20 protein-coding genes and 1 tRNA gene are annotated in these 26,369 nt (G+C 70.6%); 14 read left to right on the top strand and 7 right to left on the bottom strand.

The features are described 5' to 3' along the window. Position 1: 1 nt before the first annotated feature. From pstB to rnt, 6 genes are all read left to right on the top strand, one after another. On the top strand, positions 2–838 hold the full coding sequence (pstB, locus tag WQ53_RS12880; protein WP_052632990.1) for a phosphate ABC transporter ATP-binding protein PstB: 837 nt from the start codon (positions 2–4) through the stop codon (positions 836–838). Next, on the top strand, positions 838–1,554 hold the full coding sequence (gene phoU, locus WQ53_RS12875; protein ID WP_052632987.1) for a phosphate signaling complex protein PhoU: 717 nt from the start codon (positions 838–840) through the stop codon (positions 1,552–1,554). Before pstB ends, phoU begins: the two co-directional genes overlap by 1 nt. A 104-nt stretch (positions 1,555–1,658) precedes the next feature. After that, positions 1,659–2,081 carry an HvfA family oxazolone/thioamide-modified RiPP metallophore gene (locus tag WQ53_RS12870; protein WP_082113026.1) on the top strand — a complete coding sequence of 141 codons (423 nt, stop codon included), beginning with the start codon at positions 1,659–1,661 and terminating at the stop codon, positions 2,079–2,081. Between the two features lie 162 nt (positions 2,082–2,243). After that, a complete protein-coding gene (locus WQ53_RS12865) occupies positions 2,244–3,107 on the top strand; it encodes an HvfB family MNIO-type RiPP peptide maturase (protein WP_052632985.1) in 864 nt (287 codons plus the stop codon). Beyond that, complete coding sequence (locus WQ53_RS12860; RefSeq protein ID WP_052634083.1) at positions 3,100–3,855, top strand: HvfC family RiPP maturation protein; 756 nt, start codon at positions 3,100–3,102, stop codon at positions 3,853–3,855. Before WQ53_RS12865 ends, WQ53_RS12860 begins: the two co-directional genes overlap by 8 nt. Positions 3,856–4,159: 304 nt before the next feature. Beyond that, positions 4,160–4,825, top strand: a complete 666-nt coding sequence (gene rnt, locus WQ53_RS12855) for a ribonuclease T (RefSeq protein WP_428992292.1) — start codon at positions 4,160–4,162, stop codon at positions 4,823–4,825. Between the two features lie 6 nt (positions 4,826–4,831). Here rnt and WQ53_RS12850 read toward each other — a convergent pair whose 3' ends face one another. The 4 genes from WQ53_RS12850 to rnr all read right to left on the bottom strand — a co-directional run bounded on the left by WQ53_RS12850 (position 4,832) and on the right by rnr (position 11,846). Next, a complete protein-coding gene (locus WQ53_RS12850; RefSeq protein ID WP_082113025.1) occupies positions 4,832–7,900 on the bottom strand; it encodes a ligand-binding sensor domain-containing diguanylate cyclase in 3,069 nt (1,022 codons plus the stop codon). Between the two features lie 37 nt (positions 7,901–7,937). Continuing rightward, complete coding sequence (rlmB, locus tag WQ53_RS12845) at positions 7,938–8,684, bottom strand: 23S rRNA (guanosine(2251)-2'-O)-methyltransferase RlmB (RefSeq protein ID WP_052634081.1); 747 nt, start codon at positions 8,682–8,684, stop codon at positions 7,938–7,940. A gap of 199 nt (positions 8,685–8,883) precedes the next feature. Then, a complete protein-coding gene (locus WQ53_RS12840) occupies positions 8,884–9,360 on the bottom strand; it encodes a GFA family protein (RefSeq protein WP_052632981.1) in 477 nt (158 codons plus the stop codon). After that, positions 9,360–11,846 carry a ribonuclease R gene (rnr, locus tag WQ53_RS12835; protein ID WP_052632979.1) on the bottom strand — a complete coding sequence of 829 codons (2,487 nt, stop codon included), beginning with the start codon at positions 11,844–11,846 and terminating at the stop codon, positions 9,360–9,362. The genes WQ53_RS12840 and rnr overlap by 1 nt, the downstream gene beginning before the upstream one ends. Positions 11,847–11,940: 94 nt before the next feature. Here rnr and WQ53_RS12830 point away from each other — a divergent pair. Then, a tRNA-Leu gene (locus tag WQ53_RS12830) sits at positions 11,941–12,025 on the top strand. A gap of 236 nt (positions 12,026–12,261) precedes the next feature. Here the strand turns inward: WQ53_RS12830 and WQ53_RS12825 are convergent. Both WQ53_RS12825 and WQ53_RS12820 read right to left on the bottom strand, forming a co-directional pair. Then, positions 12,262–14,748, bottom strand: coding sequence for a vitamin K epoxide reductase family protein (locus WQ53_RS12825; protein ID WP_052634080.1), 2,487 nt, complete (start codon positions 14,746–14,748; stop codon positions 12,262–12,264). Between the two features lie 513 nt (positions 14,749–15,261). Continuing rightward, positions 15,262–16,401, bottom strand: a complete 1,140-nt coding sequence (locus tag WQ53_RS12820; RefSeq protein WP_236685861.1) for a glycerophosphodiester phosphodiesterase family protein — start codon at positions 16,399–16,401, stop codon at positions 15,262–15,264. A gap of 414 nt (positions 16,402–16,815) precedes the next feature. Here WQ53_RS12820 and WQ53_RS12815 point away from each other — a divergent pair, with 414 nt between their 5' ends. From WQ53_RS12815 to WQ53_RS12795, 5 genes are all read left to right on the top strand, one after another. Further along, positions 16,816–17,448 (top strand): isochorismatase family protein, encoded by a 633-nt coding sequence (locus WQ53_RS12815; RefSeq protein WP_052632975.1) that lies wholly within the window; start codon positions 16,816–16,818, stop codon positions 17,446–17,448. A gap of 38 nt (positions 17,449–17,486) precedes the next feature. Then, positions 17,487–18,452: a catalase gene (locus WQ53_RS12810; protein ID WP_158497845.1), complete on the top strand. Its 966-nt coding sequence runs from the start codon at positions 17,487–17,489 to the stop codon at positions 18,450–18,452. Then, complete coding sequence (locus WQ53_RS12805; protein ID WP_052632972.1) at positions 18,449–19,285, top strand: SDR family NAD(P)-dependent oxidoreductase; 837 nt, start codon at positions 18,449–18,451, stop codon at positions 19,283–19,285. Before WQ53_RS12810 ends, WQ53_RS12805 begins: the two co-directional genes overlap by 4 nt. Before the next feature lie 73 nt (positions 19,286–19,358). Further along, on the top strand, positions 19,359–21,608 hold the full coding sequence (parC, locus tag WQ53_RS12800; protein WP_052632971.1) for a DNA topoisomerase IV subunit A: 2,250 nt from the start codon (positions 19,359–19,361) through the stop codon (positions 21,606–21,608). A 173-nt stretch (positions 21,609–21,781) separates the two neighbouring features. Beyond that, positions 21,782–22,438: a thiopurine S-methyltransferase gene (locus tag WQ53_RS12795; protein ID WP_052632969.1), complete on the top strand. Its 657-nt coding sequence runs from the start codon at positions 21,782–21,784 to the stop codon at positions 22,436–22,438. 357 nt (positions 22,439–22,795) lie between these two features. On the opposite strand, the gene bfr is transcribed toward WQ53_RS12795, so the two are convergent. Beyond that, positions 22,796–23,287, bottom strand: coding sequence for a bacterioferritin (bfr, locus tag WQ53_RS12790; protein ID WP_052632967.1), 492 nt, complete (start codon positions 23,285–23,287; stop codon positions 22,796–22,798). A 188-nt stretch (positions 23,288–23,475) separates the two neighbouring features. On the opposite strand from bfr, the gene WQ53_RS12785 reads away from it, so the two are divergent. Next, positions 23,476–25,923 carry a penicillin acylase family protein gene (locus WQ53_RS12785; RefSeq protein WP_052632965.1) on the top strand — a complete coding sequence of 816 codons (2,448 nt, stop codon included), beginning with the start codon at positions 23,476–23,478 and terminating at the stop codon, positions 25,921–25,923. Between the two features lie 65 nt (positions 25,924–25,988). Then, positions 25,989–26,309, top strand: coding sequence for an I78 family peptidase inhibitor (locus tag WQ53_RS12780; protein WP_052632963.1), 321 nt, complete (start codon positions 25,989–25,991; stop codon positions 26,307–26,309). The last annotated feature ends 60 nt before the right edge of the window (positions 26,310–26,369 follow it).

Genomic DNA, 26,369 nt, shown 5'->3' with positions numbered 1-26,369 from the left:
CATGAATGACCTCCAATCCGCCGCCCACCCGCCCGAGATGCAGCGCATCGCGGTGGCGTCCCATGCCGATACCGGCGTCGCCTCGCCGATCAAGCTGGCCGCGCGCGGCCTGGACTTCTACTACGACAAGTTCCATGCGCTGAAGGACATCAACCTGGAGATACCGGAGAAGCGCGTGACCGCGCTGATCGGGCCCTCCGGCTGCGGCAAGTCGACCCTGCTGCGCATCTTCAATCGCATCTACGCGCTGTACCCCAAGCTCGAAGCGCGCGGCGAGGTGCTGCTGGACGGCGAGAACATCCTCTCGCCCAAGTACCCGATGAACCGGCTGCGCAGCAAGGTCGGCATGGTGTTCCAGAAGCCGGTGCCGTTCCCGATGACCATCTTCGAGAACGTGGCCTACGGCATCCGCCACCACGAGAGCCTGTCCAAGTCGAAGATGGCCGAGCGCGTCGAGCACGCGCTGCACCAGGCCGCGCTGTGGGACGAGGTCAAGGACAAGCTCGGCCAGAGCGCGCTGGGCCTGTCCGGCGGCCAGCAGCAGCGCCTGTGCATCGCCCGCGCCGTGGCCCTGCGCCCGGACGTGCTGCTGCTGGACGAGCCGACCTCGGCGCTGGACCCGATCTCGACCAGCCGGATCGAGCAGCTGGTCGCGGACCTCAAGCGCGACTACACCATCGTCATCGTCACCCACAACATGCAGCAGGCCGCGCGCGTGTCCGACTTCACCGCCTTCATGTACCTGGGCGACCTGATCGAGCACGACCGCACCCAGGTCATCTTCTCCAGCCCCTCGAAGCAGCAGACCGAGGACTACATCACCGGGAGGTTCGGCTGATGAGCACCACCCAGCCCCACGAACACATCGTCAAGAGCTACGACGAGGAGCAGCGCCACCTGGTCGAGGAGATCGTGCGCATGGGCCTGACCGCGGTGGCCCAGCTGGAGGCGGCGCTGGACGTGGTCGAGCGCCGCGACGACAGCGCCGCGCGCCGGATCGTGGCCAACGACGAATCCATCGACGAGGCCGAGCGCCGGATCAGCCATGACGTGATGCTGCTGGCCCTGCGCGGGCCGATGGCGCGCGACCTGCGCGAGATCCTCGCCGGCCTGCGCATCCCGGCCGACATCGAGCGCATAGGCGACTACGCGGCCAACGTGGCCAAGCGCTCGATCGCGCTCAACGCCGCCCCGCCGATGCCGCACACCACCGGCCTGCGCGCACTCGGCCTGCTGGCCGCCGGCCAGGTGCGGCAGGCACTGCGCGCCTACCGCGAGAACGACGGCGAGCTTGCGCTGCAGGTGCGCGAGAACGACGCGCGGCTGGACCAGCAGTACACCGCGCTGTTCCGCGAGCTGCTGACCTACATGATGGAAGATCCGCGCAACATCACCCCATGCACGCACCTGCTGTTCATGGCCAAGAACCTGGAGCGGATCGGCGACCACGCCACCAACATCGCCGAGAACGTCTGGTTCCTGATCCACGGCGAGCAGCCGCTGCCGCCCCGCGACAAGCGCGACGACACCAGCACCACCACCGGCGCGGTCTGACCGCGCCCACACCGGGATAACGGTCCGGGGGTAGACTTGGCCTCCCCCCGGCGGCCGGGCGCGCCGCGTCCCGCGCCTATCCACAGCATCCCGGAGCACATGCCATGTCCAAGCAGAAACCCGCCGCCCTCGCGCTCGGCACCGCCCTCGCCGGCCTGACCCTGACCGGCGCCGCCTTCGCCATGCAGCCGCTGGCGCAGGGCTACATGCTCGCGGCCGGCGACGCGGCCAAGGCCCAAGAGGGCAAGTGCGGCGAAGGCAAGTGCGGCATCGAGAAGGTCGACACCGACAAGGACGGCCGCGTCTCCCAGGCCGAGTTCGTCGCCGCCCATCCGGACAAGGCCGACCAGTTCGCGAAGATCGACGCCAACCAGGACGGCTTCATCGACGAGGCCGAGCGCAAGGCCCACCACGCCGCCAAGGGCACCGAGGGCAAGTGCGGCGAGCAGGCCGGCGACAAGAAGGCCGGCGAGGGCAAGTGCGGGGAAGGCAAGTGTGGCGAGGGCAAGTGCGGCGGGATGGCGTGAGGGTTTAGCGCGAATCCCTCGCAACAGCCCTCTTTGATGCGAATCCCTCGCAAAAGCCCGCACAGCGATGATGCGAATCCCTCGCAACAGCACCGCACATCCATGTGCGGGTAATCAAAGGATCGGATCCTGCAGGTGCGAAGAGATCCAGGCCGGCCACCGATGACACTGCCTGGCGCCAGCGCCGGTTTGGGACTGCGGCGCGCGATGCTCGACGAGCTGCGCGCCGCGCCCGCCGGCGCGTTCGATTTCCTCGAATGCGCGCCGGACAACTGGATCGGCGTGGGCGGGCGGCTGGGCGAGGCGCTGGACGAGCTGTCCGCGCGCCACCCGCTGACCTGCCATGGCCTGTCGCTGTCGCTGGGCGGCACCGAACCGCTGGACGAGACCTTCCTGCGCAAGACCCGCCGCTTCCTCGACCGCCACCGGGTGGCCCTGTACAGCGAACACCTGAGCAGCTGCACCGACGACGGCCATCTCTACGACCTGATGCCGGTCCCGTTCACCGACGAGGCCGTGCGCCACGTCGGCGCACGGATCCGGCGCGTGCAGGACCTGCTCGGCCGGCGCATCGCGGTGGAGAACGTCTCCTACTACGCCGCCCATCCGCCGCTGCAGGGCGCCCCGCCGCTGGACGAGGCCGGGTTCGTCGCCGCCGTGCTCGAGGAGGCCGACTGCGACCTGCTGCTCGACGTGAACAACGTCTACGTCAACGCCATCAACCACGGCTACGACGCGCACGCCTTCCTCGCGCGGATGCCCGGCGACCGCATCGCTTCCTATCACGTGGCCGGCCACTTCGACGAAGCCGAGGACCTGAAGGTCGACACCCACGGCGCGCCGGTGAAGGGCGACGTCTGGGACCTGCTGGCCGAGGCCTACCGCCTGCACGGCGTGCGCCCAACCCTGCTCGAGCGCGACTTCAACCTGCCGCCGCTGGCCGAACTGCTGGACGAGATCGCGCACGTCCGCCGATTGCAGGCGGTTGCGGCGCCCGCAGCCTCCGCCGGTGCCGCCCGTGCCTGACCTGCGCCAGCAGCAGGCGGCCTTCGCCGCGCACCTGCGCGACCCGGAGGCCAATCCGCCACCGCCCGGGATCGAGGCGCGGCGCATGGCGATCTACCGCGACCTGTTCTTCAACAACATCGCCGGCCTGCTCGGCGGCAACTTCCCGGTGATCCGCCGCACTCTCGGCGACCAGGCCTGGACCGCGCTGGTGCGGCGCTTCTACGCCGAGCACCGCAGCCGCACCCCGCTGTTCCCGGAACTGGCGCGCGAATTCATCCGCTACCTGGAGGACCGCACCGGCCAGCACGGCGGCGAGGCCGGCGACCCGCCCTGGCTGGTCGAACTGGCGCACTACGAATGGATCGAGCTGGCGGTGCAGATCGACGACAGCCCACTGCCGCCGCACGATCCGGCGGGCGACCTGCTGGACGGCATTCCGGTTGTCTCGCCCTACGTGCGCGCGCTGGCTTACCAATGGCCGGTGCACACGATCGGGCCGGAGCACCACCCCGCCGCGCCGCCGCAAGCGCCGACGCTGCTGCTGGTGCGCCGCGACACCCAGGGCCAGGCGCGTTTCGCCGCGATCTCGCCACTGGTCTACCGGCTGCTGGAACTGCTGGGTGAAGGTGGCCGCAGCGGCCGCGGCTCCCTGCAGGCGCTGGCGGCCGAGGCCGGCGTCGATGCCGACGCGGACTTCCTCGTCCAGGGCGCGACGATGCTGGAACGGATGCGCGCCGAGGGCACGCTGCTCGGCACCACGCCATGAACCGCCCCGGGCCCACGATTCGATAAGCGCTGCGCAGGCGAACGATCCACGCTTCGTCGCTTCTTGTAGGAGCTGACTTCAGTCGGCGACACGGGCGTCGGGAGCACGAGGGCGTCGCCTGTACCGACGGCGTCGGGTCGCCGGCTGAACCCGGCTCCTACAACAGCGGCTCCGGCTCCCCTGCTGCAGGCGAACACACGTGCCGTGTTCGATGCGGACCGCGTCCGCGCCGACGCAACACAACGCCAGCAAGACCACCCCCGCACACGCCGCGGGGCGGGCGCACATGACGCTCTGCTACCCTGTGCGCATGAGCGAAAGCGATCTTGATATCCCGTCCGACAACGAAGCCCCGGCCGCGCCGCCCGGCGCGATGGCGCGCCGTTTCCGCGGCTTCCTGCCGGTGGTGGTGGACGTGGAGACCGGCGGCTTCGACTGGAACCGGCACGCGCTGCTGGAGATGGCCGCGGTGCCGATCGAACTGGACGCGCAGGGCCTGTTCGTGCCGGGCCAGACCGCCAGCGCGCACTTCGTGCCCGCGCCGGGCACCGAGATCGACCCCAAGTCGCTTGAAATCACCGGCATCGACCTGGACCACCCGTTCCGCCTGGCCAAGCCCGAGCGCGACGCGCTGGGCCACGTGTTCAACCATGTCCGCACCGCGGTGCGCCGCCACGGCTGCCAGCGCGCGATCCTGGTCGGGCACAACGCCCACTTCGACCTGAACTTTCTCAACGCCGCGGTCGCGCGCAGCGGGCACAAGCGTAACCCGTTCCATCCGTTCAGCGTGTTCGACACGGTGACCCTGGCCGGGATCGCCTACGGCCAGACCGTGTTGGCCCGGGCGATGCAGGCGGCCGGGTTCGACTGGAACGCCGAGGACGCGCATTCGGCGGTGTACGACGCCGAGCAGACCGCGCGGCTGTTCTGCCGCATCGCCAACGCCTGGCCGTCGCCGCTGCCGGGCTGACGGCTTTCAGCCCAGCTCAAGCCGGTCGCGCCCCTCGTGCTTGGCCCGGTACAGGGCCGCATCGACGCGCTCGACCAGCGAGGCCGGCGTGTCGGTCGGCCGGCATGCGACCAGGCCCAGGCTGAAGGTCACCCGCAGCCCGTCGATCCCGGCCCAGCCCTCGCGCGCGCGGAAGTGCGCGTGCAGCCGCTCGCACACCCGCCGCGCCTCCTCCGGCATCGTGTCCGGCATCAGCAGTCCGAACTCCTCGCCACCCAGGCGCGCCAGCAGGTCGCAGGCGCGGACCTCGGCGGCCAGCACCTGCGCGGCCTCGCGCAGCACCTGGTCACCGACACCGTGCGACCAGCTGTCGTTGATCCGCTTGAAGTGGTCGATGTCCAGCATCGCCAGGCACAGCGGGTGGCCGCCGCGGCGGACCAGGGCCAGGTCGCGCGCCAGCACCTCGTCGAAATGGCGGCGGTTGGGCAGGCCGGTGAGCGCGTCCTCGCGCGCCTGGCGGCCGTAGGCCTCGGCCTGCTCGCGCAGGCGTTCCAGCAGTTCGGTGCGTTCGCGGTCGGCGGCGACCAGGCGCTCGGCCTGCGCCTGCAGGTCGGCGGTGCGCTCGCGCACCCGCCGTTCCAGCCTGCGGTTGCGGGCGTGGTAGCGGCGCAGGCGCCAGCGGTACGCCGTGAACAGTGCCAGGAGCACCGCCAGCGTCGCCACCAGCCGCACGTCGACGCGCTGCCACCACAGCGGCCGCACGCTGAAGCGCCAGCGTGCCGGCTGCGCGCTCCAGTCGCCGCCCGGATGCGCCGCGGCCACCTCGAGCGTGTACTCGCCCGGCGGCAGGCCGACGAACTCGACGTTGCGCTGGGTGCCGCGCTCGACCCAGTCGCCGTCCAGGCCGAGCAGGCGGGTGCGGTAGCGGATCCGTTCCGGCAGCAGATAGCTCAGGCCGGCGTAGGCGACGGTGATGCGGCCACCGCCGGCCAGCGCATGCTGCGCGGTCCAGTCCACCGCCTGCCCGTCGCGCTGCACCGACTCGATCACCGCCGGCGGCGGCGGGCGCTCCAGGTAGCGCGGCAGGCGCGCCGGATCGGCGCTGGCCACGCCGGCGGCGGTGGCCAGCCACAGCGTGCCGTCGCCGCGCAGGATCGCCGGCGGCGCGGAGCTGCCGTTGCCCTGCGCGCTCGGCAGGCCGTCGATCTCGGTATGCCGCCGCACCTGCGCCAGGCGCGAGGAGCGGCCGTCGGCCACCGCCCGCAGCGCCTCCAGCGCTACCCGCACCACGCCGCGGTTGCTGATGATCCAGGCTTCGCCCTGGCGGTCGGGCACCAGCTGGAATACCGCGTCCACCGGCAGGCCCTGCTCCAGGCCGACGCGCGAGACGCGCCCGTCGCGGTAGCGGTACAGGCCGCGGTCGGTGGCGATCCACACCGCGTCGCCCACCGGCTGGAAGCCGAACACGGTGCGCGCGCCGCCACCGGCCGCGTCCAGGTCGAGCCGTTCGACCCGGTCGCCGCGCAGCACGCTGGCGCCCTCGACCGAACCGATCCACAGGTCGTCGCCGATCCCGGCCAGCGCGGTGACCAGCCCCTGCGGCAGGCCCGGCACCGGCGGCGGCGGCTGCACGCCGTCGGCGACGATGCGGACCACGCCGCGCCGGCTGCTGATCCAGACCGTGCCGTCGGCGGTCACCCCGATCGCACGCACGTGTCCGCTCGGCACCCCGTCGGCCTGCGCGTAGTGCCGGCGCAGCACGCCGTCGCGCAGCCGGTACACACCGTCGGCGAAGGTGCCGACCCACAGGTCGCCGTCCGCGTCCTGGGCGATGCTGAGCACCGACGGCGCCTCGGCGCCCGCACCCGGCAACGGCACCGGCCGGAAGCGGCCATCGGCCTCGCGCCGGTCCAGGCCGCCGCCGTTGCCGACCCACAGCACGCCGTCGCGGTCCTCGAACACCGCGCGCACGTAGTCGCTGGCCAGGCCGTCGCGCCGGGTGTAGCCGGTGAACAGCGTCTCGCGCAGGCGGAACAGGCCACCGTTGGCACCAACCCACAGGCTGCCCTCGGCGTCCTCGAGCAGGCTGGCGATGCGCCCGCGCGGCAGCACCTCGCCCGGCGGCAGCCATTCGACGCCGCGTGGGCCGATGCGCGCGACGCCGCGGTTCTCGGTGCCGACCCAGAGCGCACCGCGGCGGTCGGCCAGCAGGGTGGTGATGTGGCCCGAGCCGGCCAGTGCGTGCGCCGCGACGATGCGTTCGCCGTCGACGCGGAACAGCTGCCCGTCGGCGGCCAGCCACACCGTGCCGTCGGGTGCCAGGTAGGGCCAGACCAGGCCCGGCGGCAGCGCCGACTCGGCGCCGAAGCGGTGCCAGGCGCCCTCCGCATCACGCATGACCAGGCCGTCGAGGGTGCCGATCCAGACCCGGTCGCGCGCATCCACGGCCATGTGCGGGAAGCTGGCCCGCAGCGGGATCCCGGCCGGCGGGTCGAAATATTCGAAGTGCCCGTCGGGGTGGACGCGACCCAGGCCGTGACCCTCGAACAGCAGCCACATCCGGCCCTGCCCATCCATCGCCATGTCGTGGACCAGCGCCTGCGGCCACTGCGGCGTGCGCTCGACGAACGCCCAGCGGCCGTCGGCCTCCAGCCGGCCGAGGTTGCCGCGCGAATCGCTCAGCCACAGCCGGCCGCGCGGGTCCACGTACAGCGCGCCGACGCCGTTGTCGCGCAGGCCCGGCTCGCTGCCGCGGTCGAACACGGTGAAGGCCACGCCGTTGTAGCGGACCACGCCCTCCCAGGTGGCGAACCACAGGTAGCCGTCGGGCGTCTGCGCGATATCGCGCAGCGAGTTGTGCGGCAGGCCGTTGCGCGTGGTCCAGGCGTCGATGGCGTAGTCGCGCAGCGGCGGCGCCTGCCCGGGGCCGTCGGCCGGCGGGCGGCCCTGCGTGCCCAGGGCCTGCGGCGCCTGCGCAACGGCCGGCGCGGCGCCCGCCGCCAGCGCCAGGACCAGCAGCAGGCCGGCCAGCGGCGCGCGGCCAGGATGCCGCCACGCATCCCGCCACCCCCGCCTGCGCGGTTCCGGTTCCGACATCGTCACGCCCCCTGCGTGTCCTGCATGCGCCGCGGCCTCAGGCCCGCTGGCGCACGGCCTCGAACAGGCATACGCCGGCGGCCACCGAGACGTTCAGGCTCTCGATGTCGCCCGGCATCGGGATCTGCACCAGCGCGTCGCAGTGCTCGCGGGTGAGCCGGCGCAGCCCCTCGGCCTCACCGCCGAGGACCAATGCAACATTCCCCTTCAGGTCCAGCGAGTACAGCGACGGATCGACCTCGCCGGCCAGGCCGTAGATCCACACGCCCAGCTTCTGCAGCTCGCGCAGGGTGCGCGAGAGGTTGGTCACCGACACCACCGGCAGCCGGTCGGCCGCGCCGGCCGAAGTCTTGCGCACCGTCGCGTTCACCGGCGCCGACTTGTCCTTGGGGATCACCACCGCGGTGGCGCCGGCAGCCGCGGCGCTGCGCAGGCAGGCGCCAAGGTTGTGCGGGTCCTGCACACCGTCGAGCACCAGCAGCAGCGCCTTGCCTTCGGCGGCCTCGACCAGCCCGGCCAGCTCGTGCTCGTCCCAGGTGCGCGCGGCGGCGTAGCGCGCGGCCACGCCCTGGTGGCGCACGCTGCCGCCGATGCCGTCCAGCGCCTGGGTGGCGACCTTGCGCACCTCGATCCCGCGCCGCCGCGCCTGCTCCTCGATCTCGACCAGGCGCGGATTGCGCGCACCGGACTCGACCAGCACCTCGCGCACGTGCTCGGCATCGTTCTCGACGGCCGAGGCCACCGCGTTGACGCCGACGATCCACTGGTTCTGCTTGCTGCTCATGCTGCGCGACTGCCGGAAGAAGGCCGGCATTATCGCATCGTGGGGCTGGGGGAGGCGGGGGCGTCGCCCGAGCCGGACTCCCCCTTCGTCCCGGCGAACGCCGGGACCCAGTGACTCTGGCTTTGCGACGGTGCAGCACCACCAGCGAAAGACGCTGGGTCCCGGCGTTCGCCGGGACGACGGTGACTGGGGAGACGACTCAGCCTTCCGGCGGCCAGCCGGTGGTGTCGCGGTCCGGATGCTGGAAGGAAACGATCCGGGCCAGGAACCCCGCGGCCGCCTCGTCCTCCTCGGTCCGCCGCGCCGGCAGGGCCGCCAGGCCGTCCACCCAGGGCAGCTTCCCCTCCACGCCGTACTGGATCCACGGCGCCAGCGCGGCCGGGTCGTCGAACGCACCGGCCGCCAGCGCCACCCCGTCCGGCGCCTCGTAGGTCAGCGGCGTACCGCAATCGGCGCAGAAGCCGCGCCGGACCAGGTTGGAGGACTGGAAGCGCTTCGGTTCGCCGCGGATCCATTCCAGGACCGCGCCGCGGGTGGAGACCAGCGGCGCGTAGTAGGCGCCGAACGCCTTCTGGCACATCCGGCAATGGCAGATCGAGGCGTCCTTCAGTTCGCCGGCGACGCGGAAGCGCACCGCGCCGCACTGGCAGCCGCCGGTATGCACCGGCACGGCCATCAGTAGGGCTGCTTCTTGCGCTTGGCCGGCTGGCCGCGCGGCGGCGGTGGCGGCGGCCCTCCGGCGCCGCCCTTGTCATCGACCAGGCGGAAATCGATCTTGCGGTCCTCCAGGCTGGCCTTGAGCACCACGATCCGGACCCGATCACCGAGCCGGAACTGCATGCCGCGCCGCTCGCCCGCCAGCGTCTTGCGCAGCGGATCGAAGTGGTAGTAATCGTGCGGCAGCTGGGTCACGTGGACCAGGCCGTTGACCTTGGACCCGTCCAGCTCGACGAACAGGCCGAAGCTGGTCACGCCGCTGATGACGCCGTCGAACTGGCCGCCTACGTGCTGTTCCATCCACGCCGCGCGGTAGCGCTCGTCGACCTCGCGCTCGGCCTCGTCGGCGCGGCGCTCGCGCTCGGAGCACTGCAGGGCCAGCGCCGCCATGTCGCGCGGCGCGTAGCGGAAGGCCTCCGGCTTCTGCTTCGACAGCCCGTGCTTGATCGCCCGGTGCACCAGCAGGTCCGGGTAGCGCCGGATCGGCGAGGTGAAGTGCGCGTAGGCGTCCAGCGCCAGGCCGAAGTGGCCGGCGTTGTCCGGCGAATACACCGCCAGGCTCTGGCTGCGCAGCAGCACCGACTCCAGCAGCGCCGCGTCGGGACGTTCGCGCACCTTCTTCAGCAGGCGGGTGTAGTCGCCAGGCTGGACCTTGTTCCAGGCCGGCATGCTCAGCTTGAACTCCTTGAGGAATTCCAGCAGGTCGGCGTACTTGGCCTCCGGCGGCTTCTCGTGGATGCGGTACGGCGCGGGGATGTGCGCCTTGAGCAGATACCGGGCCGCTTCCACGTTCGCCGCGATCATGCACTCCTCGATCAGCTTGTGCGCATCGTTGCGCACCAGCATCCCGGCCTGGGTGACCTCGCCGCGGTTGTCGAGCACGAAGCGGACCTCGGAGGTCTCGAACTCGATCGCGCCGCGCCGTGCGCGGGCCTTGGCCAGCACCTGGTACAGCTGGTGCAGGCGCTGCACATGCGGCAGCACCGGCCCGAGCAGCGCCCTGGCATCGGCATCGTCCTCGCCCACCGCCTGCCACACCTGGGTGTAGGTCAGGCGCGCGTGCGAATTCATCACCGCCTCGTAGAACTTCGAGCGGGTCACCTCGCCCTCGTGGTCCACCTGCATGTCGCAGACGAAGCACATGCGGTCGACCTTCGGGTTCAGCGAGCAGATGCCGTTGGACAGCGTCTCCGGCAGCATCGGCACCACGTAGCCGGGGAAATAGACCGAGGTGGCGCGCTTCTGCGCCTCCTCGTCCAGCGGCGTGCCCGGGCGCACGTAGTGCGACACGTCGGCGATGGCCACCACCAGACGGAAGCCATTGCGGTTGGCCTCGCAGTAGACCGCGTCGTCGAAGTCCTTGGCGTCCTCGCCGTCGATGGTCACCAGCGGCGTGGCGCGCAGATCGACGCGCTCGCCGATCATCGACGGCTCCACCGTCAGCGGCACCGCCGTGGCCTCGTCCAGCACCGCCGGCGGGAATTCGTGCGGCAGGTCGTGGCCATGGATCGCGGCCTCGACCACCAGCGACGGGGTCAGGCTGTCGCCCAGCACCGCGATCACCTTGCCGATCGGCGGGCGCCGAGCGTCCGGCGCCTGGACCAGCTCGCAGACCACCAGCTGGCCGTCGCGCGCCCCGCCGGTGCCGTCCGGCGGCACCTGCACGTTGCGCTGCAGGCGCTTGTCGTCCGGGACCACGAAGCTGATCCCGGCCTCGCTGCCGAAGCGGCCGATCAGCCGGTTCACCCTGCGCTCGAGCACGCGGGCGATGCTGCCCTCGCGACGGCCGCTGCGGTCGATGCCGGTGACGTTGGCCAGCACGCGGTCGCCGTGCATGGCCTTACGCATCTCGTACGGCGGCAGGAACAGGTCGTCGCCGCCGCCCGCGTCGGGACGCAGGAAGCCGAAACCGTTGGGATTGGCGATGACCGTGCCGGCGATCAGGTCGGTCGCCTCCACCGGGGCGAAGCCGCCGCGGCGGTTCTGCACCAGCTGGCCGTCGCGGACCATCGCGCCCAGGCGCTTGCCCAGCGCATCGAAGCGTTCCGGCTCGGTCAGACCCAGGATCCGCGCCAGATCCTCCGCATTCTGCGGCCCCTCGGCCGCCTCCAGCGCCGCCAGGATCGCCTCGCGGCTGGCGATGGGATTGGCGTAGCGGTCGGCCTCGCGCGCGGCGTGCGGATCGTGGAATCCGCCGCGCGGGCCGGCGGGACGCGAAGCCCGCGGCGGCGGCGATTTCGCTGCGCGGCCGGCGGCCGGTGGCGGCTCCGGCATCCAGGGCGGCAGCTTCGGCGCCGCCTGGCGCTGGCCTCCTGCCTTGCCGCTCCGCGCCGTGCCCGGCTTGCCGCCGGACCGTGCCTCGCCTTGACCCGGCTTGCCGCCGGGGGCGCCCTTGCGGCTGTCGCCGCCCGCGGCCTTCCCGCCGCGATTGCCTGGTTTTTTCATGCGCGGATGGTACACCCCACCCGCATCAGCACCGCGTGGAGCCGGCGGGCGTTGACAAGGTTTGGGCGAGCCCGCAAAATGCGCGGCCTCACCTGCCCAGGTGGCGGAATTGGTAGACGCACTAGTTTCAGGTACTAGCGGGTAAAACCGTGGAGGTTCGAGTCCTCTCCTGGGCACCACGACACGATTCCGAGGAGTTCCGACGAGCTCCGAGGAAACCGGAAAACCCCGCAGATCGCGGGGTTTTTTGTTGCCCGACTGGCCGCCGGCATCCGTCCGGAATCGCGTGCAGCCGGCCCGGATGCGAGTACGTCCGTGAGTAGATGCCCAAAGCCGAACCGGGCTCCTGCTCCCATGGCAGCTTGGCCCCTGCATGCCGGCCTGCCGATGATCTGCCCCGGAGCGTCGACCGGCCCTAGACCAGCAGCCGGTTCCAGTCGCCGTAGCGCTGGCGGATGGGGCCGCGCGGCAGGCTCAGCACGATCAGGGCCGCTCCGCAGACCAGGCTGGACCACAGCGAGGGCGCCGGCGCGTCGTAGACGAACGGCACGATCAGCAGCGCCACGCCGAAGCCGATGTTGAGCAGCCGCACCGGCCGCGCCACCTCGGCCAGCGCGATCACCGCCACCGTGATCACCAGCGAACCGATGAGGTGGTCGGCGTTCGCCATCGCGCCCTCCGCGCCGACGCTCAGCCGCGTCAGCATCAGCCACAGGCCGATCGCGATGCAGGCCAGCAGGGTCCACGGGGCGTTGACGTTGCCGCCTACCGTGTCGCGCAGCACCTGCACGGGACCGCGCTCGAACTCGTCGCGACCGCGGTCGGGCGCGCCCGCGTCCTCGTCGGTGTCGCCGGCGAAGAACACGTGCAGCAGGCTCTTGCCCGCGCGCTTGCGCCGGCGCAGGAACTGTCCGGTGGCGAGCAGTTCGTCCAGCGAATAGGGGATCTGCAGCAGCATCGCCGCCGCGCCGATCAGGCACAGCGTGCACCAGGTGCCGATGACGATCGGCTGGATCACGATGAAGGTGATCGACACCACGCCCAGCGGCACGATCATGAAGCCGAACGCCACCACCACCCACGGCATGGTGCGCCAGCGGTTCCTGGAGCCGACCAGGCCGGTGATGATCTCCAGCAGGTAGACCAGCGCGCCCAACCCGGCGTCGGGGACCGGCCAGGCCTCCGACACCTCCGATGTGATGATGGTCTCGGTGCCGTTCTTGCCGCCGGTCCCGGCGAAGAACGGCTCCCAGACCGAATCGACGTGCCCGAGCTGGTAGGCAGCCATGTAGCGCGCCATGATCAGGCCGACCACGGCCAGCACGATGATCGGCAGGCGCTGGCTCCAGTCCGAGGGCGAATAGTCCCAGCCGGGCGGCACCGTCGGTCCTGCGCGCGCGGCGACCGGGGAAATTCCGGGCGCCGGCGGCAGCGCCACCGCCAGTACCGTCACCAGGGCGCCGACCAGGGTCGCGTTGAGATAGACGGCGGCGTTCCCGGTCCAGAACACCAGTGGCGCGAACATCACCCAGATGCCGACCAGCGCGGTGAACCAGCGCAGCGGCGCCAGCCGCCACGACAGCGACAGCAATCCCAGCGCGAGCAGCGCGACGCCGGAAGCCACGTCGCTGGCGGCCATCGCCGCCTCCACCTCGCCGAAGGTCGGCGGCGAGGCGATCAGCCAGGCGCCCAGCCCCGCGATGGCGAACGGGCCCCACAGGTAACGCTGGTGGTCGCGGCGGAACTCCGCCTCGGCGCACCGGCGCAGGATCTCCACCCGCCCGCCTTCCTCCTCCGCAGTCTCCAGCCATGGCGGCGGCGTGACGCCGTTGGCCTCGTACCAGCCGGCGGGATCGCGCTTGAGCGCCTCCACCAGTCGCGGCAGCGTGTCCGCGATCCTGTGCTGCGGCGCCCAGCCCAGGAGGTCGCGCGCGCGGGCGATGTCCAGCGCGTAGTGATCGCTGGATATCTCGATCATGAAGGGACGGATGAACGGCTTCTTGCCGCGGTCGATCGCGTCGGGCACCACCGGCTCGGCCGCGCCCTGCAGCCACGCGCCGGCCTTGGCCAGCGGTCCGGGCACCCGCCGTGTGGCCCACTCCTCGCCGTGGATCAGCCCGCCCAACGCGTCCTGCAGCGCCTCGTAGCTCATCGCCTCGGGTTCGCCGACCAGGATCGTCGAGGCCTCCGGCAGTTCCGCGCGCCGGTCGATGCTGCGGCGGAAGGCGTCGATCATGTCCTCGCGATGGATCATCGACTGTCCGGCGCGCGGATCGCCGGCGTACAGATGGGCCTGGATGTTGCGCTCGTAGATGCGCGCGATCTGCTGCGCCAGCGTCGGCACCGCGGTGCGGTCGTCGTACAGGCCGGCCAGGTGCAGCAGCACATAGGGAATGCCCCCGTGCTCCTCGGCGACCACCTGTTCGGCCGCGGCCTTGGACTGCGGATAGGCCCAGCGCGGCCGGATCGGTGCGGCCTCGTCGATGCGCCCGCCGGGCTCGGTGGCCTCGTGCACCAGCATGGTCCCGGAATAGACGAACTGCTCCACCTCCAGTCCACGCAGCGCGCGCAGCAGCCGGCGCGTGCCCTCGATATTGACCTGGTCGTACAGCGGCTTGTATTCGCCGCTGAAATCGAAGTACGCCGCCAGGTGGACCACCGAGGCGATGCGATTGCCGTAGCGCTCGCGGAACTCGCGCATCGCCCGCTCGACCGATGCGTCCGAGGTCAGATCGATCTCGATCCCGTCCGCGCCGTCCTCCGGTTCGGACACGTCCATCCCGACCACCCGATAGGCCGGCCGCAGCGCCGCCGCCAGCGAGGTGCCGACGCTGCCCGCAGCCCCGGTGATCAGCACCACGGGTTGGCCATGCTCGCCGGATTGTGCGCGGGTGTCGGTCACGATGCGGACCTTCGGAACGGTTTGGGTGGCGACGGCGACGGGCGCCACGGTCGCTGTGCGCCGGTCCAGGCACGGCCGGCATGCGTGTTCGCCACCTTCGCGCAGGTGCGGTCAAACACCCGTGAATCCGGGCGCTCTACACCTGGCGTGCGAGGAACGCTGTCGCGCTTGAATTCGTCTCCCGCGCTGCGCTTGCTGGTAGCAGGGCGTCGTGGCGCTACGCGTAGAGACGGCTACCAGTAAGTCACGCCTCCAGGCGCGGGAAGCTTGTCTTGCGGGCATTCCAGGACCTACTCCGGCAAGGACCCGGCAGCAAAGGGCGGCTCCACAGCGGCGCCCGGCCTTCTCGCGGCGAAATGAGGCCGGAGCAGTGCGAGGCGGGATGCTCCCTTCCCGTTTGCTAGATAAATTAACGACTTCCGTTGGTGCCCGGGTTAGACCGAAGACCCAGGCCGAAGGCCGACTAGACCGCACCCCGTCATGGCGGGGTTCTTTCGTTGCGGGCTCCCGAAGTCAGTTCCGCTCCGGAATGGCCGGCGCAGCACCCTGCTCCGATACCCAACCCCTTGCGATCGATCCGGGATCGTCGGCGAACAACGCATCCACGCCAGCGGCGGCCAACGCCTCGGCCTCGATGGCGGCGCCTCGCAGGCAACGAACGCTGTCGCCCCCGTCGCAACGCAATGCTGGCGGCAGGAAAAGGTTCTCCGGCCGCAAGGTCCAGACGTGCACCGCCAGCCCGGCCGCGTGCGCAGCCTCCACGAACCCGGTGCCGGTCGTGGAGAGGTCCCCCTCGGCGGTCAGCGGCAACACGTAGCGCAGATGCGGCGCCACCACGTCGGCATACGTCGCGATTTGCGCCAGCCCCTGCGGCGATGCCATCTGCAGGTAAGTCATCGGTTCACCGGCGGTCGCCAGGTCGTAAGGCGATTCGTCCGGTGCGCCCAACAGTTGCACCAGGAACACGTTGTCCATCCTCGCGGCGTCCAGCAGCGTGCGCAGCCGCTCGAGATTGCCGACTTCGAACGACTGGATGCCCACCGGAGCCCGCCGCGTGTACTCGTGCGCGCGCAACGCGTCCAGCAGTGCGGCCTCCGGATCGTACCCAAAGGCATGGAAATGGCTGGAATGCTTGATTTCCGGAACCAGCCCGACGACCCGCCCGTGCCGCGCGGACGACTCCGCGGCGAAGCGGACGATCTCCTCGAACGTGGGCACGGCGTAGCGGCCGTCGAATGCGTCGCCGCGCAATGCGGGAAGGCGTTCGATCGCCCGCAACCGGCGCAGTTCGTCCAGGGTGAAGTCCTCGATGAACCAGCCCTCCACCGCGACACCGTCCACCTTCCGGGTGGTGCGATGGCCGGCGAACTCCGCATACCGTGCCACATCGGTGGTCGAGCCGATCTCGTTCTCATGGCGCGCCACCAGTACGCCGTCGCGCGTCATCACCAGGTCCGGCTCGATGAAGTCCGCTCCGTCCTCAATCGCCTTCGCATAGGCCTCCAGCGTGTGCTCAGGGCGCAGCGCGCTGGCACCACGGTGGCCGATGATGATCGGCCCGCCCGCGTCCGCGCGGATCGCGGCACGCGTGGCGGCGTCCAGCCGATCTGCCGCCGCCGCGGGCGTTAGCATTCCCATCAACAACCAGCCCATACACGTCTTCCGCATCGTCGGCAGCCTACACGCCATGCCCAGTCGAACCCGTAGGCGAAGCGCACACCATACAGGCGCGGCCCACCAGGGACGAACACCAAGGCGATTGCGCACGCAGATGCAATCCATCGCTACCGGGCTTCCCGATCCTGCAGGCATCCGGCCGACAGCTGGCAGTTCTTCCTCCACGCGCAGCCGAGGCGACCACCCATCCACCTACGACCCGCGACACGGGGGAGCAGCGATGCAGACCTTCCGCAGCAGAACCGCGTTCGTGACCTGTGCCAGCATCATCGCACCACCCCCTTTCGGCGCCAACGCGCCACGCTGCGGCCTGGAAGGAGCGGGGAATATCCTCGAATCCATTGGCATGCTCGGTCCTGCCGGCGCAGCCTCCAAAGCCGGAGTGTGGCAATGACCGCCTTGCCCTCGCAGAAACCGTCTCCTCAAGGCGCCGTCTGGAACCATGACGAGGTCGCCGTGCTGCTGATCGACTATCAGCAAGAGATGTTCGACAACATCCGGTCAGAGATCGGCCCGGAGTTGGTCGACCTGAACATCCGGTACCTGATCCGGATCGCGAAGGCCGTGGGCATTCCGGTGATCCTGAGCACGGTGGGCGTGGAGATGGGCGTGAACGGCCCGACCCGGGCCTCCATCACCGCGGAGCTCCCCGCCACGAAAATCATCGACCGCAGCACCATGAATGCGTGGGAGGACGCCCCGTTTCGCGCCGCAGTGCTGGCAACGGGGCGACGACGCCTGATCTTCGGTGCGCTTTATACGGAGATCTGTCTTGCCTATCCCGTCGTTGATGCGCTCAAGGAAGGCTTTGAAGCCATGTTCGTTGCCGATGCCGTGGGCGGTCAATCCCAGGTCGCGCATGCCGTGGCTCTGGATCGCATGATTCAGGCAGGGGCGATACCGAATACGGTGCTTGCCCTCAGCACGGAACTTTTTCGGGACTGGAAGACGACGGAGGCCGAGAAGCTGCGCCCGATCATTGTCTGGTACCTGGGTGAACTCACGAAGAGGGGACTGCGGTGAAGGCCGTGTGCCCCCAGTACGAGACTTCCGAACGGTTGGTGGAGTCGATCCACCGCAACTTCGGGGGTTTCTACCCCGGCTGTCGTGGCGTGCATGCGAATGGACGCTATTACGCGGCCACCTTCGTCGGTTCGCCGGCAGCTCCCCGGATAAGCCGGGCGCTCCACCTGCAGGGAGATGCCACTCCGGCTACGGTCCGGTTCTCGAACAGCCCTTCCGGAAATCCGATGGGACCCGCGCGATCGGTCTCGATGGCGACAAAGTTCTTCCTGCCCGATGGGACGGTGACCGATCTGGTCGCGCTGCCGCTTGCCGTCTTCATCACGCGCACGCCGGAAGAGACGCTCGCCTTCCTCGAAGTTGCCGGACCTGACCCTGGCACAGGGATTCGCGATGAGGTTCGTATCCAGGCCTTCGTCGCGGCACGTCCCTGGATCGGCCATGCGTTGCAACTGCTGCAGGCCGCTCCGGCGGCACTGAGCTTCGCCCGGACGCGGTTCAACGCGCTGCACGCCTTCCGCTTCGTCAACGCGGACGGAAACGCCTGCCATGCCCGCTATTCGTGGGAGCCGGAGGCTGGCGAGGCGGGACAGACATTGGAGGCCCTGCATCAGCACCCGCCAAGCCACTTGTACGAAGAGCTGGAGGCGCGGCTTCGGGATGGACCCGTCGGCTACCGACTCGCGCTGCAGATCGCCGGGCCCGAAGATCCTACCCACGACCCCACTGCCGCCTGGCCGGCCGACCGGCAGCGCGTCATCATCGGACGGCTTGAGCTCACCCGGCCGACGAGCCCCGAAGAAATCGGCGACCCGGTGATGCTGCACGACCCGACGCGCCTGACGGACGGCATCGAGATGTCGGACGATCCCATCCTTGCCGCCCGGCGCGGAATCTACGAGCTGTCCGCCGCGCACAGGACTGGCGGCTGGAAGGGCCGTTCGGCCGCGCTGGCAAGGGCGGGTGGGATGGGCTGTCCGTTCACCGCCCTGGCTTCGACATGAAGGACTTCGAAGGCAAGGTCGCGTTCGTCACTGGCGGGGCCAGTGGCATCGGCCTGGCGCTCGGCGAAGCGTTCGGACGCCTCGGGATGAAGGTGATGCTGGCCGATGTCGAGGCCGGCGCGCTCGATAAAGCAGTCGCTCGCCTCAAGGCGCAGGGCGTGGCCGCCGCGGGCGTGATCTGCGACGTCTCCAGACGTGACGCCGTGCAGGCGGCCGCCGACGCGACGCTTGCGGCCTTTGGAAAGATTCACATCGTTTGCAACAACGCCGGCGTCAGCGTCACCGGCAGGATCGGCGAGTTGCGTCCGCGCGACTGGGACTGGATCCTCGACATCAACCTGAAGGGCGTGATCCACGGCACCGAAGTCTTCACGCCGCTGATCGAACGGCACGGCGAAGGTGGCCATTTCGTCAACACCGCCTCCATGGGCGGGATGATCTCTGCGCCGACCCACGAGCCCTACACCGCGACGAAGTTCGCAGTGATAGGCATGAGCGAAGGCTGGGCCGGGCAGCTTTCCGCGCGAGGCATCGGGGTCACCGTGCTCTGCCCCGCGTTCGTGCGCACGCGGATCGCCGAGAGCCGGCGCAACCAGCCCGGCGCAGGCGCCGGGGAGCCCGTGAATGCAGCCGCGAAGGCTGCCGTCGAGGCCGGCATGGCACCGGAAGTCGTGGCCGGAATGGCAATAGAGGCAATCCGCGCCACGGAGCTCTACGTGTTCACGCACCCGGAGTTCGAAACCGTGGTCCGTGAGCGATTCGACCGAATTCTCGCGGCATTCGAGCGCGCCAGGCTCAGCCCCTTCCTGTCAGGTCCCGGGTCCGTCACATAGGCGCCGACGGAGGAGACGGGATCAGGGCGCCGCCGCGCGGTAGAATCGCGGTCTGTCCCCCGATGTGCCGCGCATGACCGACCCGACCGTCCGCCCGACCTTCCACGGCTTCGAACAGATCCCGCTGCGCGAGTACGCCGAGCGCGCCTACCTGGACTATTCGATGTACGTGGTGCTGGACCGCGCCCTGCCGTTCCTCGGCGACGGGCTGAAGCCGGTGCAGCGGCGCATCGTCTATTCGATGAGCGAGCTGGGCCTGGGCGCCGCCGCCAAGCCCAAGAAATCCGCGCGCACCGTCGGCGACGTGATCGGCAAGTACCACCCGCACGGCGATTCGGCCTGCTACGAGGCGCTGGTGCTGATGGCCCAGCCGTTCTCCTACCGCTATCCGCTGATCGAGGGCCAGGGCAACTTCGGCTCCACCGACGACCCCAAATCGTTCGCGGCCATGCGCTACACCGAGTCCAAGCTCACCCCGATCGCCGAGGTCCTGCTGGGCGAGCTGGGCCAGGGCACGGTCGACTGGGTGCCGAACTTCGACGGCACCCTGGAGGAACCGAGCTGGATGCCGGCGCGGCTGCCGCACCTGCTGCTCAACGGCACCACCGGCATTGCCGTCGGCATGGCCACCGACGTGCCGCCGCACAACCTCAACGAGATCGTCAGCGCCTGCGTGCGCCTGCTCGACGACCCGGAGGCGACCGTCGCCGACCTGTGCGAGCACGTGCGCGGCCCGGACTACCCGACCAGCGCCGAGATCATCACCGGCGCGGCCGAACTGCGCACGATGTACGAGACCGGCAATGGCAGCATCCGCGCCCGCGCCACCTGGCAGAAGGAAGGCACCGGCAACTTCGTGGTCACCGCCCTGCCCTACCAGGTCTCGCCGTCCAAGGTGATCGAGCAGATCGCCGCGCAGATGCGGGCCAAGAAGCTGCCGTGGCTGGAGGACATCCGCGACGAGTCCGACCACGCCAACCCGGTGCGGGTGGTGCTGGTGCCGCGCTCCAACCGCGTGGATGGCGAGCAACTGATGGGCCACCTGTTCGCCACCACCGACCTGGAGAGGAGCTACCGGGTCAACCTCAACGTCATCGGCCTGGACGGCAAGCCGGCGGTGAAGAACCTGCGCACGCTGCTGGAGGAGTGGCTGACCTTCCGCACCGACACCGTGGCCCGGCGCCTGAAGCACCGCCAGGAGAAGGTCGAGCGCCGATTGCACCTGCTGGAAGGCCTGCTGGTCGCCTTCCTCAACCTGGACGAGGTGATCCGCATCATCCGCACCGAGGACGAGCCCAAGGCCGCGCTGATCGCGCGCTTCGGCCTGTCCGAGGAACAGGCCGAGTACATCCTGGAGACCAAGCTCAAGCAGCTGGCGCGCCTGGAGGAGATGAAGATCCGCGGCGAGCAGGACGAGCTGGCCAAGGAACTGGAGCGCATCGTCGCCATCCTCGGCAGCCGCGCCAGGCTGAAGAAGCTGGTCAAGGACGAGTTGCTGGCCGACGCCAAGAAGTTCGGCGACGCGCGCCGCTCACCGCTGGTCCAGCGCGGCGCGGCGCAGGCCATCGACGAGATCGAGCTGGTGCCGAGCGAGCCGATGACCGTGGTGCTGTCGGAGAAGGGCTGGATCCGCGCGGCCAAGGGCCATGACGTGGACGCGGCCGGCCTGTCCTACCGCGACGGCGACGGCCTGCTGGCGGCGGTACGCAGCCGCAGCACCCAGCAGGTGGCGTTCCTGGACTCGCAGGGACGCAGTTATTCGACCGTGGTGCATACGCTGCCCTCGGCGCGCGGCAACGGCGAACCGCTGACCGGCCGCTTCTCGCCTGCGCAGGGCGCGTCGTTCCAGGCGCTGGCCAGCGGCGACAACGACACCCGCTTCGTGCTGGCGTCCTCGCACGGCTACGGCTTCGTCACCCGCTTCGAGAACCTGACCGGCCGCAACAAGGCCGGCAAGGCCATGCTTAACCTGACCCCGAATGCGCGGGTGCTGCAGCCGGCGGCGGTGGCCAACGTCGAGGCCGACCGGATCGTGGCGGTCACCAGCGCCGGCCACCTGCTGGCGATCCCCGCCACCGAACTGCCCGAACTGGACAAGGGCAAGGGCAACAAGCTGATCGACATCCCCAAGGCCAAGCTCGGCACCGAGCGCGTGGTCGCGGTGGCCGCGGTCGCGCCAAGCCAGACCCTGCAGGTGCGCAGCGGCCAGCGCACGATGTCGCTGTCGTTCCGCGAGCTGGAGGAGTACCTGGGGGCGCGGGCGACGCGCGGGGGGCTGCTGCCGCGGGGGTGGCAGAAGGTGGATGGCCTGAATGTCGAGTAGTCGATCATTGCCGCAGCGCGCGGCGGCGCGCCGGGCACTGTCGCAAGCCTGTCGCGCAGGGGCGCGGCAGAAGGTGGATGGCCAGCCGATCATTGCCGCAGCGCGCGGCGGCGCGCCGAGCACTGTCGCAAGCCTGTCGCGCAGGGGCGCGGCGGTGGAGTGAGTGTCTGGCGATGGAAGCGGATTTCTGGCTGCAGCGTTGGCATGAAGGCCGCATCGGCTTCCATCGCGGCGAGGTGATGCCGCTGCTGGAGAAGCACTGGCCGGCGCTGGATGTCCCCGCCGGCGGACGGGTGTTCGTGCCGCTGGCCGGCAAGACCCTGGACATGCACTGGCTGGCGGCACAGGGCCACGGGGTGCTGGGCGCCGAGCTTTCGCCGCTAGCGGTGGAGGCGTTCTTCGCCGAGGCCGGACTGGTACCGCGGGTGTCCCACGACGCCGACGGCATCCACCACCGCACCGGCCCGATCGACCTGGTCCAGGGCGACGTGTTCGCGCTGGCGGACGCCACGCTCGGCGCGATGTACGCCGTGTACGACCGCGCCGCCCTGATCGCGCTGCCACCGGCGATGCGCCGTCGCTACGTCGACGAGATCTACGGCAGGCTGCCCGCCGGCTGCCGCGGCCTGCTGATCACGCTGGAGTATCCGCAGACGGAAATGGACGGGCCACCGTTCCCGGTGGAAGAGGCCGAGGTACGCGTGTTGTTCGCGCCGGACTGGGACGTCGAACTGCTGGAGCGGCGCGACGTCCTCGCCCAGGAACCGCGCTTCCGCGAAGACGGCGTCACCGCGCTGTCGACCGCCGTCTACCGCCTGCGGAAGCGCTGAACGACCCGCGCCAGCCCGTTCTTGTAGGAGCCGGGTTCAGCCGGCGACACGACGCCGTCGGCACAGGCGACGTCCCCACGATTCCGACGCCCGTGTCGCCAGCAAGCTGGGCTCCTGCAGAAAGATGGCCACGCGTCCTGCCGTTGTAGGAGCCGGGCTTGCCCGCGACGCGACACCGTTGGCACAGGCGACGCCCTCGTCATCCCGACGCCCGTGTCGCCGTCATGCCGGCTCCTACAGAAGAGCGCCGAAGCCGGATGCTGTTGTAGGAGCCGGGTTCAGCCGGCGACGCGACGCCGCCGGCACAGGCGCCGTCCTCGTGGTTCCCGCGCCTGGCCGCCGCAGCAAACGCCCCGATCAACCGTGCGCAGGACCGCCGTCGCCGTCGATCTTCGACAGTTGGTAGTTCTCCAGGCCGATGCGCTTGATCAGCCCCAGCTGCTGCTCCAGCCACCAGGCGTGGTCTTCCTCGGTGTCCTTCAGCTGCGCCAGCAACATGTCGCGGCTGACATAGTCCTGCTTCTGCTCGCACAGCGTCATCGCCGCAGCGAGGTTGGCGCGCACCTTGTACTCGACCGCCAGGTCCGCCTCGAGCATCTCGACCACGGTCGTGCCGGGCGTGAACGCGTGCGGACGCATGTCCGGATCGCCCTCCAGGAACAGGATCCGGCGCAGGATCGCGTCCGCATGCTCGGTCTCCTCCTGCATCTCGTGGCTGATGCGCTCGTACAGCGCCTTCAGACCCTGGTCCTCGTAGCGGCGCGAATGCAGGAAATACTGGTCGCGCGCGGCCAGTTCGCCGCGCAGCAGTTCCTTCAGGCAGTCGATGACTTCGGGATGGCCTTTCATGGTCGGTGGCTCCGGCAACGCTTCGGGGCGCAGTGTGCCGCAAGCGCGGCGGCGATGTTCCAATCGGAATCACTCGCAATTGCGGCGCTACCCTTCACTTCGCCCGGCCACCGGAAGCCGCACGCGCGGGCCGTGGAATAATCCGTCCCAGCGGACCTGCCCGGACCGCCACTACCCAGGGGAAACGCATGCTCCGATGGATCCGACGCCTCGCGGTGCTGCTACTGCTGCTCGCCACCTGCGCGGCGCTGCTGGCCTGGTGGCTGCTGCGCGGCAGCCTGGCGACGCTCGACGGGGAGCTGTCCCCGGCCCTGTCGGGCCTGTCGGCACCGGTCACGGTGCAACGCGATGCCCTGGGCGTGGTGACCATCGAGGCAGCCAGCGAGGCGGACGCGATGCGCGCGCTGGGCTTCGTCCATGCGCAGGAGCGCTATTTCGAGATGGACCTGATGCGGCGCAATGCGGCTGGCGAGCTGTCGGAGCTGTTCGGCCCGGTGGCGCTCGACGTCGACCGCAAGCAGCGCGCGCACCGGATGCGCGCACGCGTGAACAGCCATCTGGACGTCTTCGCCGGCGACCGCATGCCGCAGCTGCAGGCCTACGCCGACGGCGTCAACGCCGGGCTCGATGCGCTGCGGGTGCGACCCTGGCCGTACCTGCTGTTGCGGCAGGCGCCGCGCCGCTGGGAGGTGGCCGATTCGGCGCTGACCGGCTACGCGATGTACTTCGACCTGCAGGACGCGGACAACGCGCGCGAACTGCGCCTGTGGAAGATCCGCCAGCATGTTCCGCCGGCGCTGTACGGGCTGCTCGCCCACGACGGCACCGAATGGGACGCGCCGCTGTTCGGCGACGCGCGCGGCAACGCGCCCCTGCCTACGGCCGACCAGGTCGACCTGCGCACGCTGCCGATGCCCGATACCGACCGGCCGAGCCGGCTGGCCGACAAGGGCACGCCGGGCAGCAACAACTGGGTGGTGGCCGGCGCGCTCACCGCCGATGGCCGCGCCATCGTCGCCGACGACATGCACCTGGGCCTGCGCGCGCCCAACATCTGGTTCCGCGTGCGCCTGCGCTACCCGGACAGCCACGCGCCCGGCGGCCGGGTGGACGTGGCCGGCTTCAGCCTGCCCGGCCTGCCGGCGGTGATCGTCGGCAGCAACGGGCATGTGGCCTGGGGCTTCACCAACAGCTATGCCGACACCGCGGACTGGTATCCGGTCCGCCCGTGCCTTCCCGACGATCCAAGTCCCGGCGATTGCAGCGGAGGCGAACGGTACGTGGAAACCATCCACGTCGCCGGTGGCGACCCGGTCTCCCTGGAGGTGCTGGAAACCGTACAGGGCCCGATCCTGCACGAGGCGCGCGGCGATGCGCCCGCGCTCGCATTGCGCTGGGTGGCGCATCTGCCCGGCGCGCTCGACGTGGGCCTGGCCGATATGGCACGGGCCGGCGACCTCCAGACCGCGCTGTCCATCGCCGGCAAGGCGAGGATGCCGGCGCAGAACCTGGTCGTAGGCGACAGCGCGGGACGGATCGCATGGCGCATCATCGGCCCGTTGCCCGGCCGCGGCCGCGGCTGCACGGGCGAGCTGCCCTGGCCTACCCGCCTGTCGCGCCCGTTCCGGCCAGTTCCGGGGCCGCCGCCGGATGCACAGGACGATGTCGATGCCGCATCCGGGCACTGCTATCCCTGGTTGATCTTCTCGGGTTACACGCCTGCCCTGGCTGACCCGGCCAACCATCGCTTGTGGACCGCCAACGCCCGCGTGCTCGACGGCGAAGCGCTGGCCCTGGCAGGCGACGGCGGCTACGCGCTCGGCGCGCGCGCGCGGCAGATCCGCGACGGCCTGCTGGCGAAGGACCGCTTCGACGAAGCCGACCTGCTGGCGATCCAGCTCGACGACCGTGCCCTGTTCCTGCAGCGCTGGTGGCAGCTGCTGCAGGACGAGGCGAAGGCCCGGCCGGCGGACTCGGCGCTGGCCGCCCTGGCCGGCGCCGGCGCGACCTGGGAAGGCCACGCCACGGTCGACTCGGTCAGCTACCGGCTGGTGCGCGCCTGGCGCCTGGCGGTGCACGCGCGCATCGCCGACGGCCTGACCGCGCCGGCGCAGGCCGCGCTCGGCGACGGTTTCGCCATGCCCGACCTGCCGCAACTGGAAGGCGTCGCCTGGCCGCTGCTGGAGCAGCGCCCGGCGCACCTGCTGTCGCGCCGCTACGACAGCTGGGACGCGCTGCTCGAGGACGCCGCGCGCGAGGTGCGCGACGACCTGACCGGGAAGGGGCCGCTGTCGGAACGCCGCTGGGGCGAGCGCAACACCGCGCGGATCTGCCATCCGCTGGCCAACGCCCTGCCCGGCTTCATCCGTCCGCGGCTGTGCATGCCGGCCGAACCGCTGCCGGGCGACGGTTCCATGCCGCGGGTGCAGGGACCGGCGTTCGGCGCGTCCCAGCGCATGGTCGTCGCGCCTGGCCACGAGGCCGACGGCATCGTGCACATGCCCGGCGGCCAGAGCGGCCATCCGCTCTCGCCGTTCTGGGGCGCCGGCCACGACGACTGGGTGCGGGGCCGGCCGACGCCATTCCTGCCCGGGCCGACGCGGCACAGCCTGACCCTGGCGCCGGCCGCGCAGTGAACCCGGCGCGGCAACGCCGCCGGGTTTGTCGCACAATCGCCCCGGGTCCATGGAGAACCGCCGCGATGCAACCGCACTCCGCCGTCCTGTCCCTCACTATATTCGCCGCCACGGTACAGCTGGCCGCGTGCAGTTCGGTCCAGCCCGATCCGGGCGCACCCGGCCGCAACGGCACCGCGGCCGGCGCCTGCAATGCCGAACCGGTGGCCTGGGCCGTCGGCCAGCAGGCCGAGCAGGAGGTGATGGGCCGGGTCTGGCGCGAAAGCGGCGCCGGCCTGATCCGCCCGATCGGCCCGGGCACGGCGGTGACCCGCGATTTCCGCCCCGACCGGGTCAACGTCGAGATCGACGGCAACAACACCATCACCCGGGTCACCTGCGGCTGAGGCGAAGCAACCGCTGCGCCTTCTTGCAGGAGCCCACTCCAGTGGGCGACATGGGCGTCG

The sequence above is a fragment of the Pseudoxanthomonas suwonensis genome (genome assembly GCF_000972865.1).
Lineage (GTDB): Bacteria > Pseudomonadota > Gammaproteobacteria > Xanthomonadales > Xanthomonadaceae > Pseudoxanthomonas > Pseudoxanthomonas suwonensis_B.
This window is presented reverse-complemented; position numbering and strand designations above follow the sequence as displayed.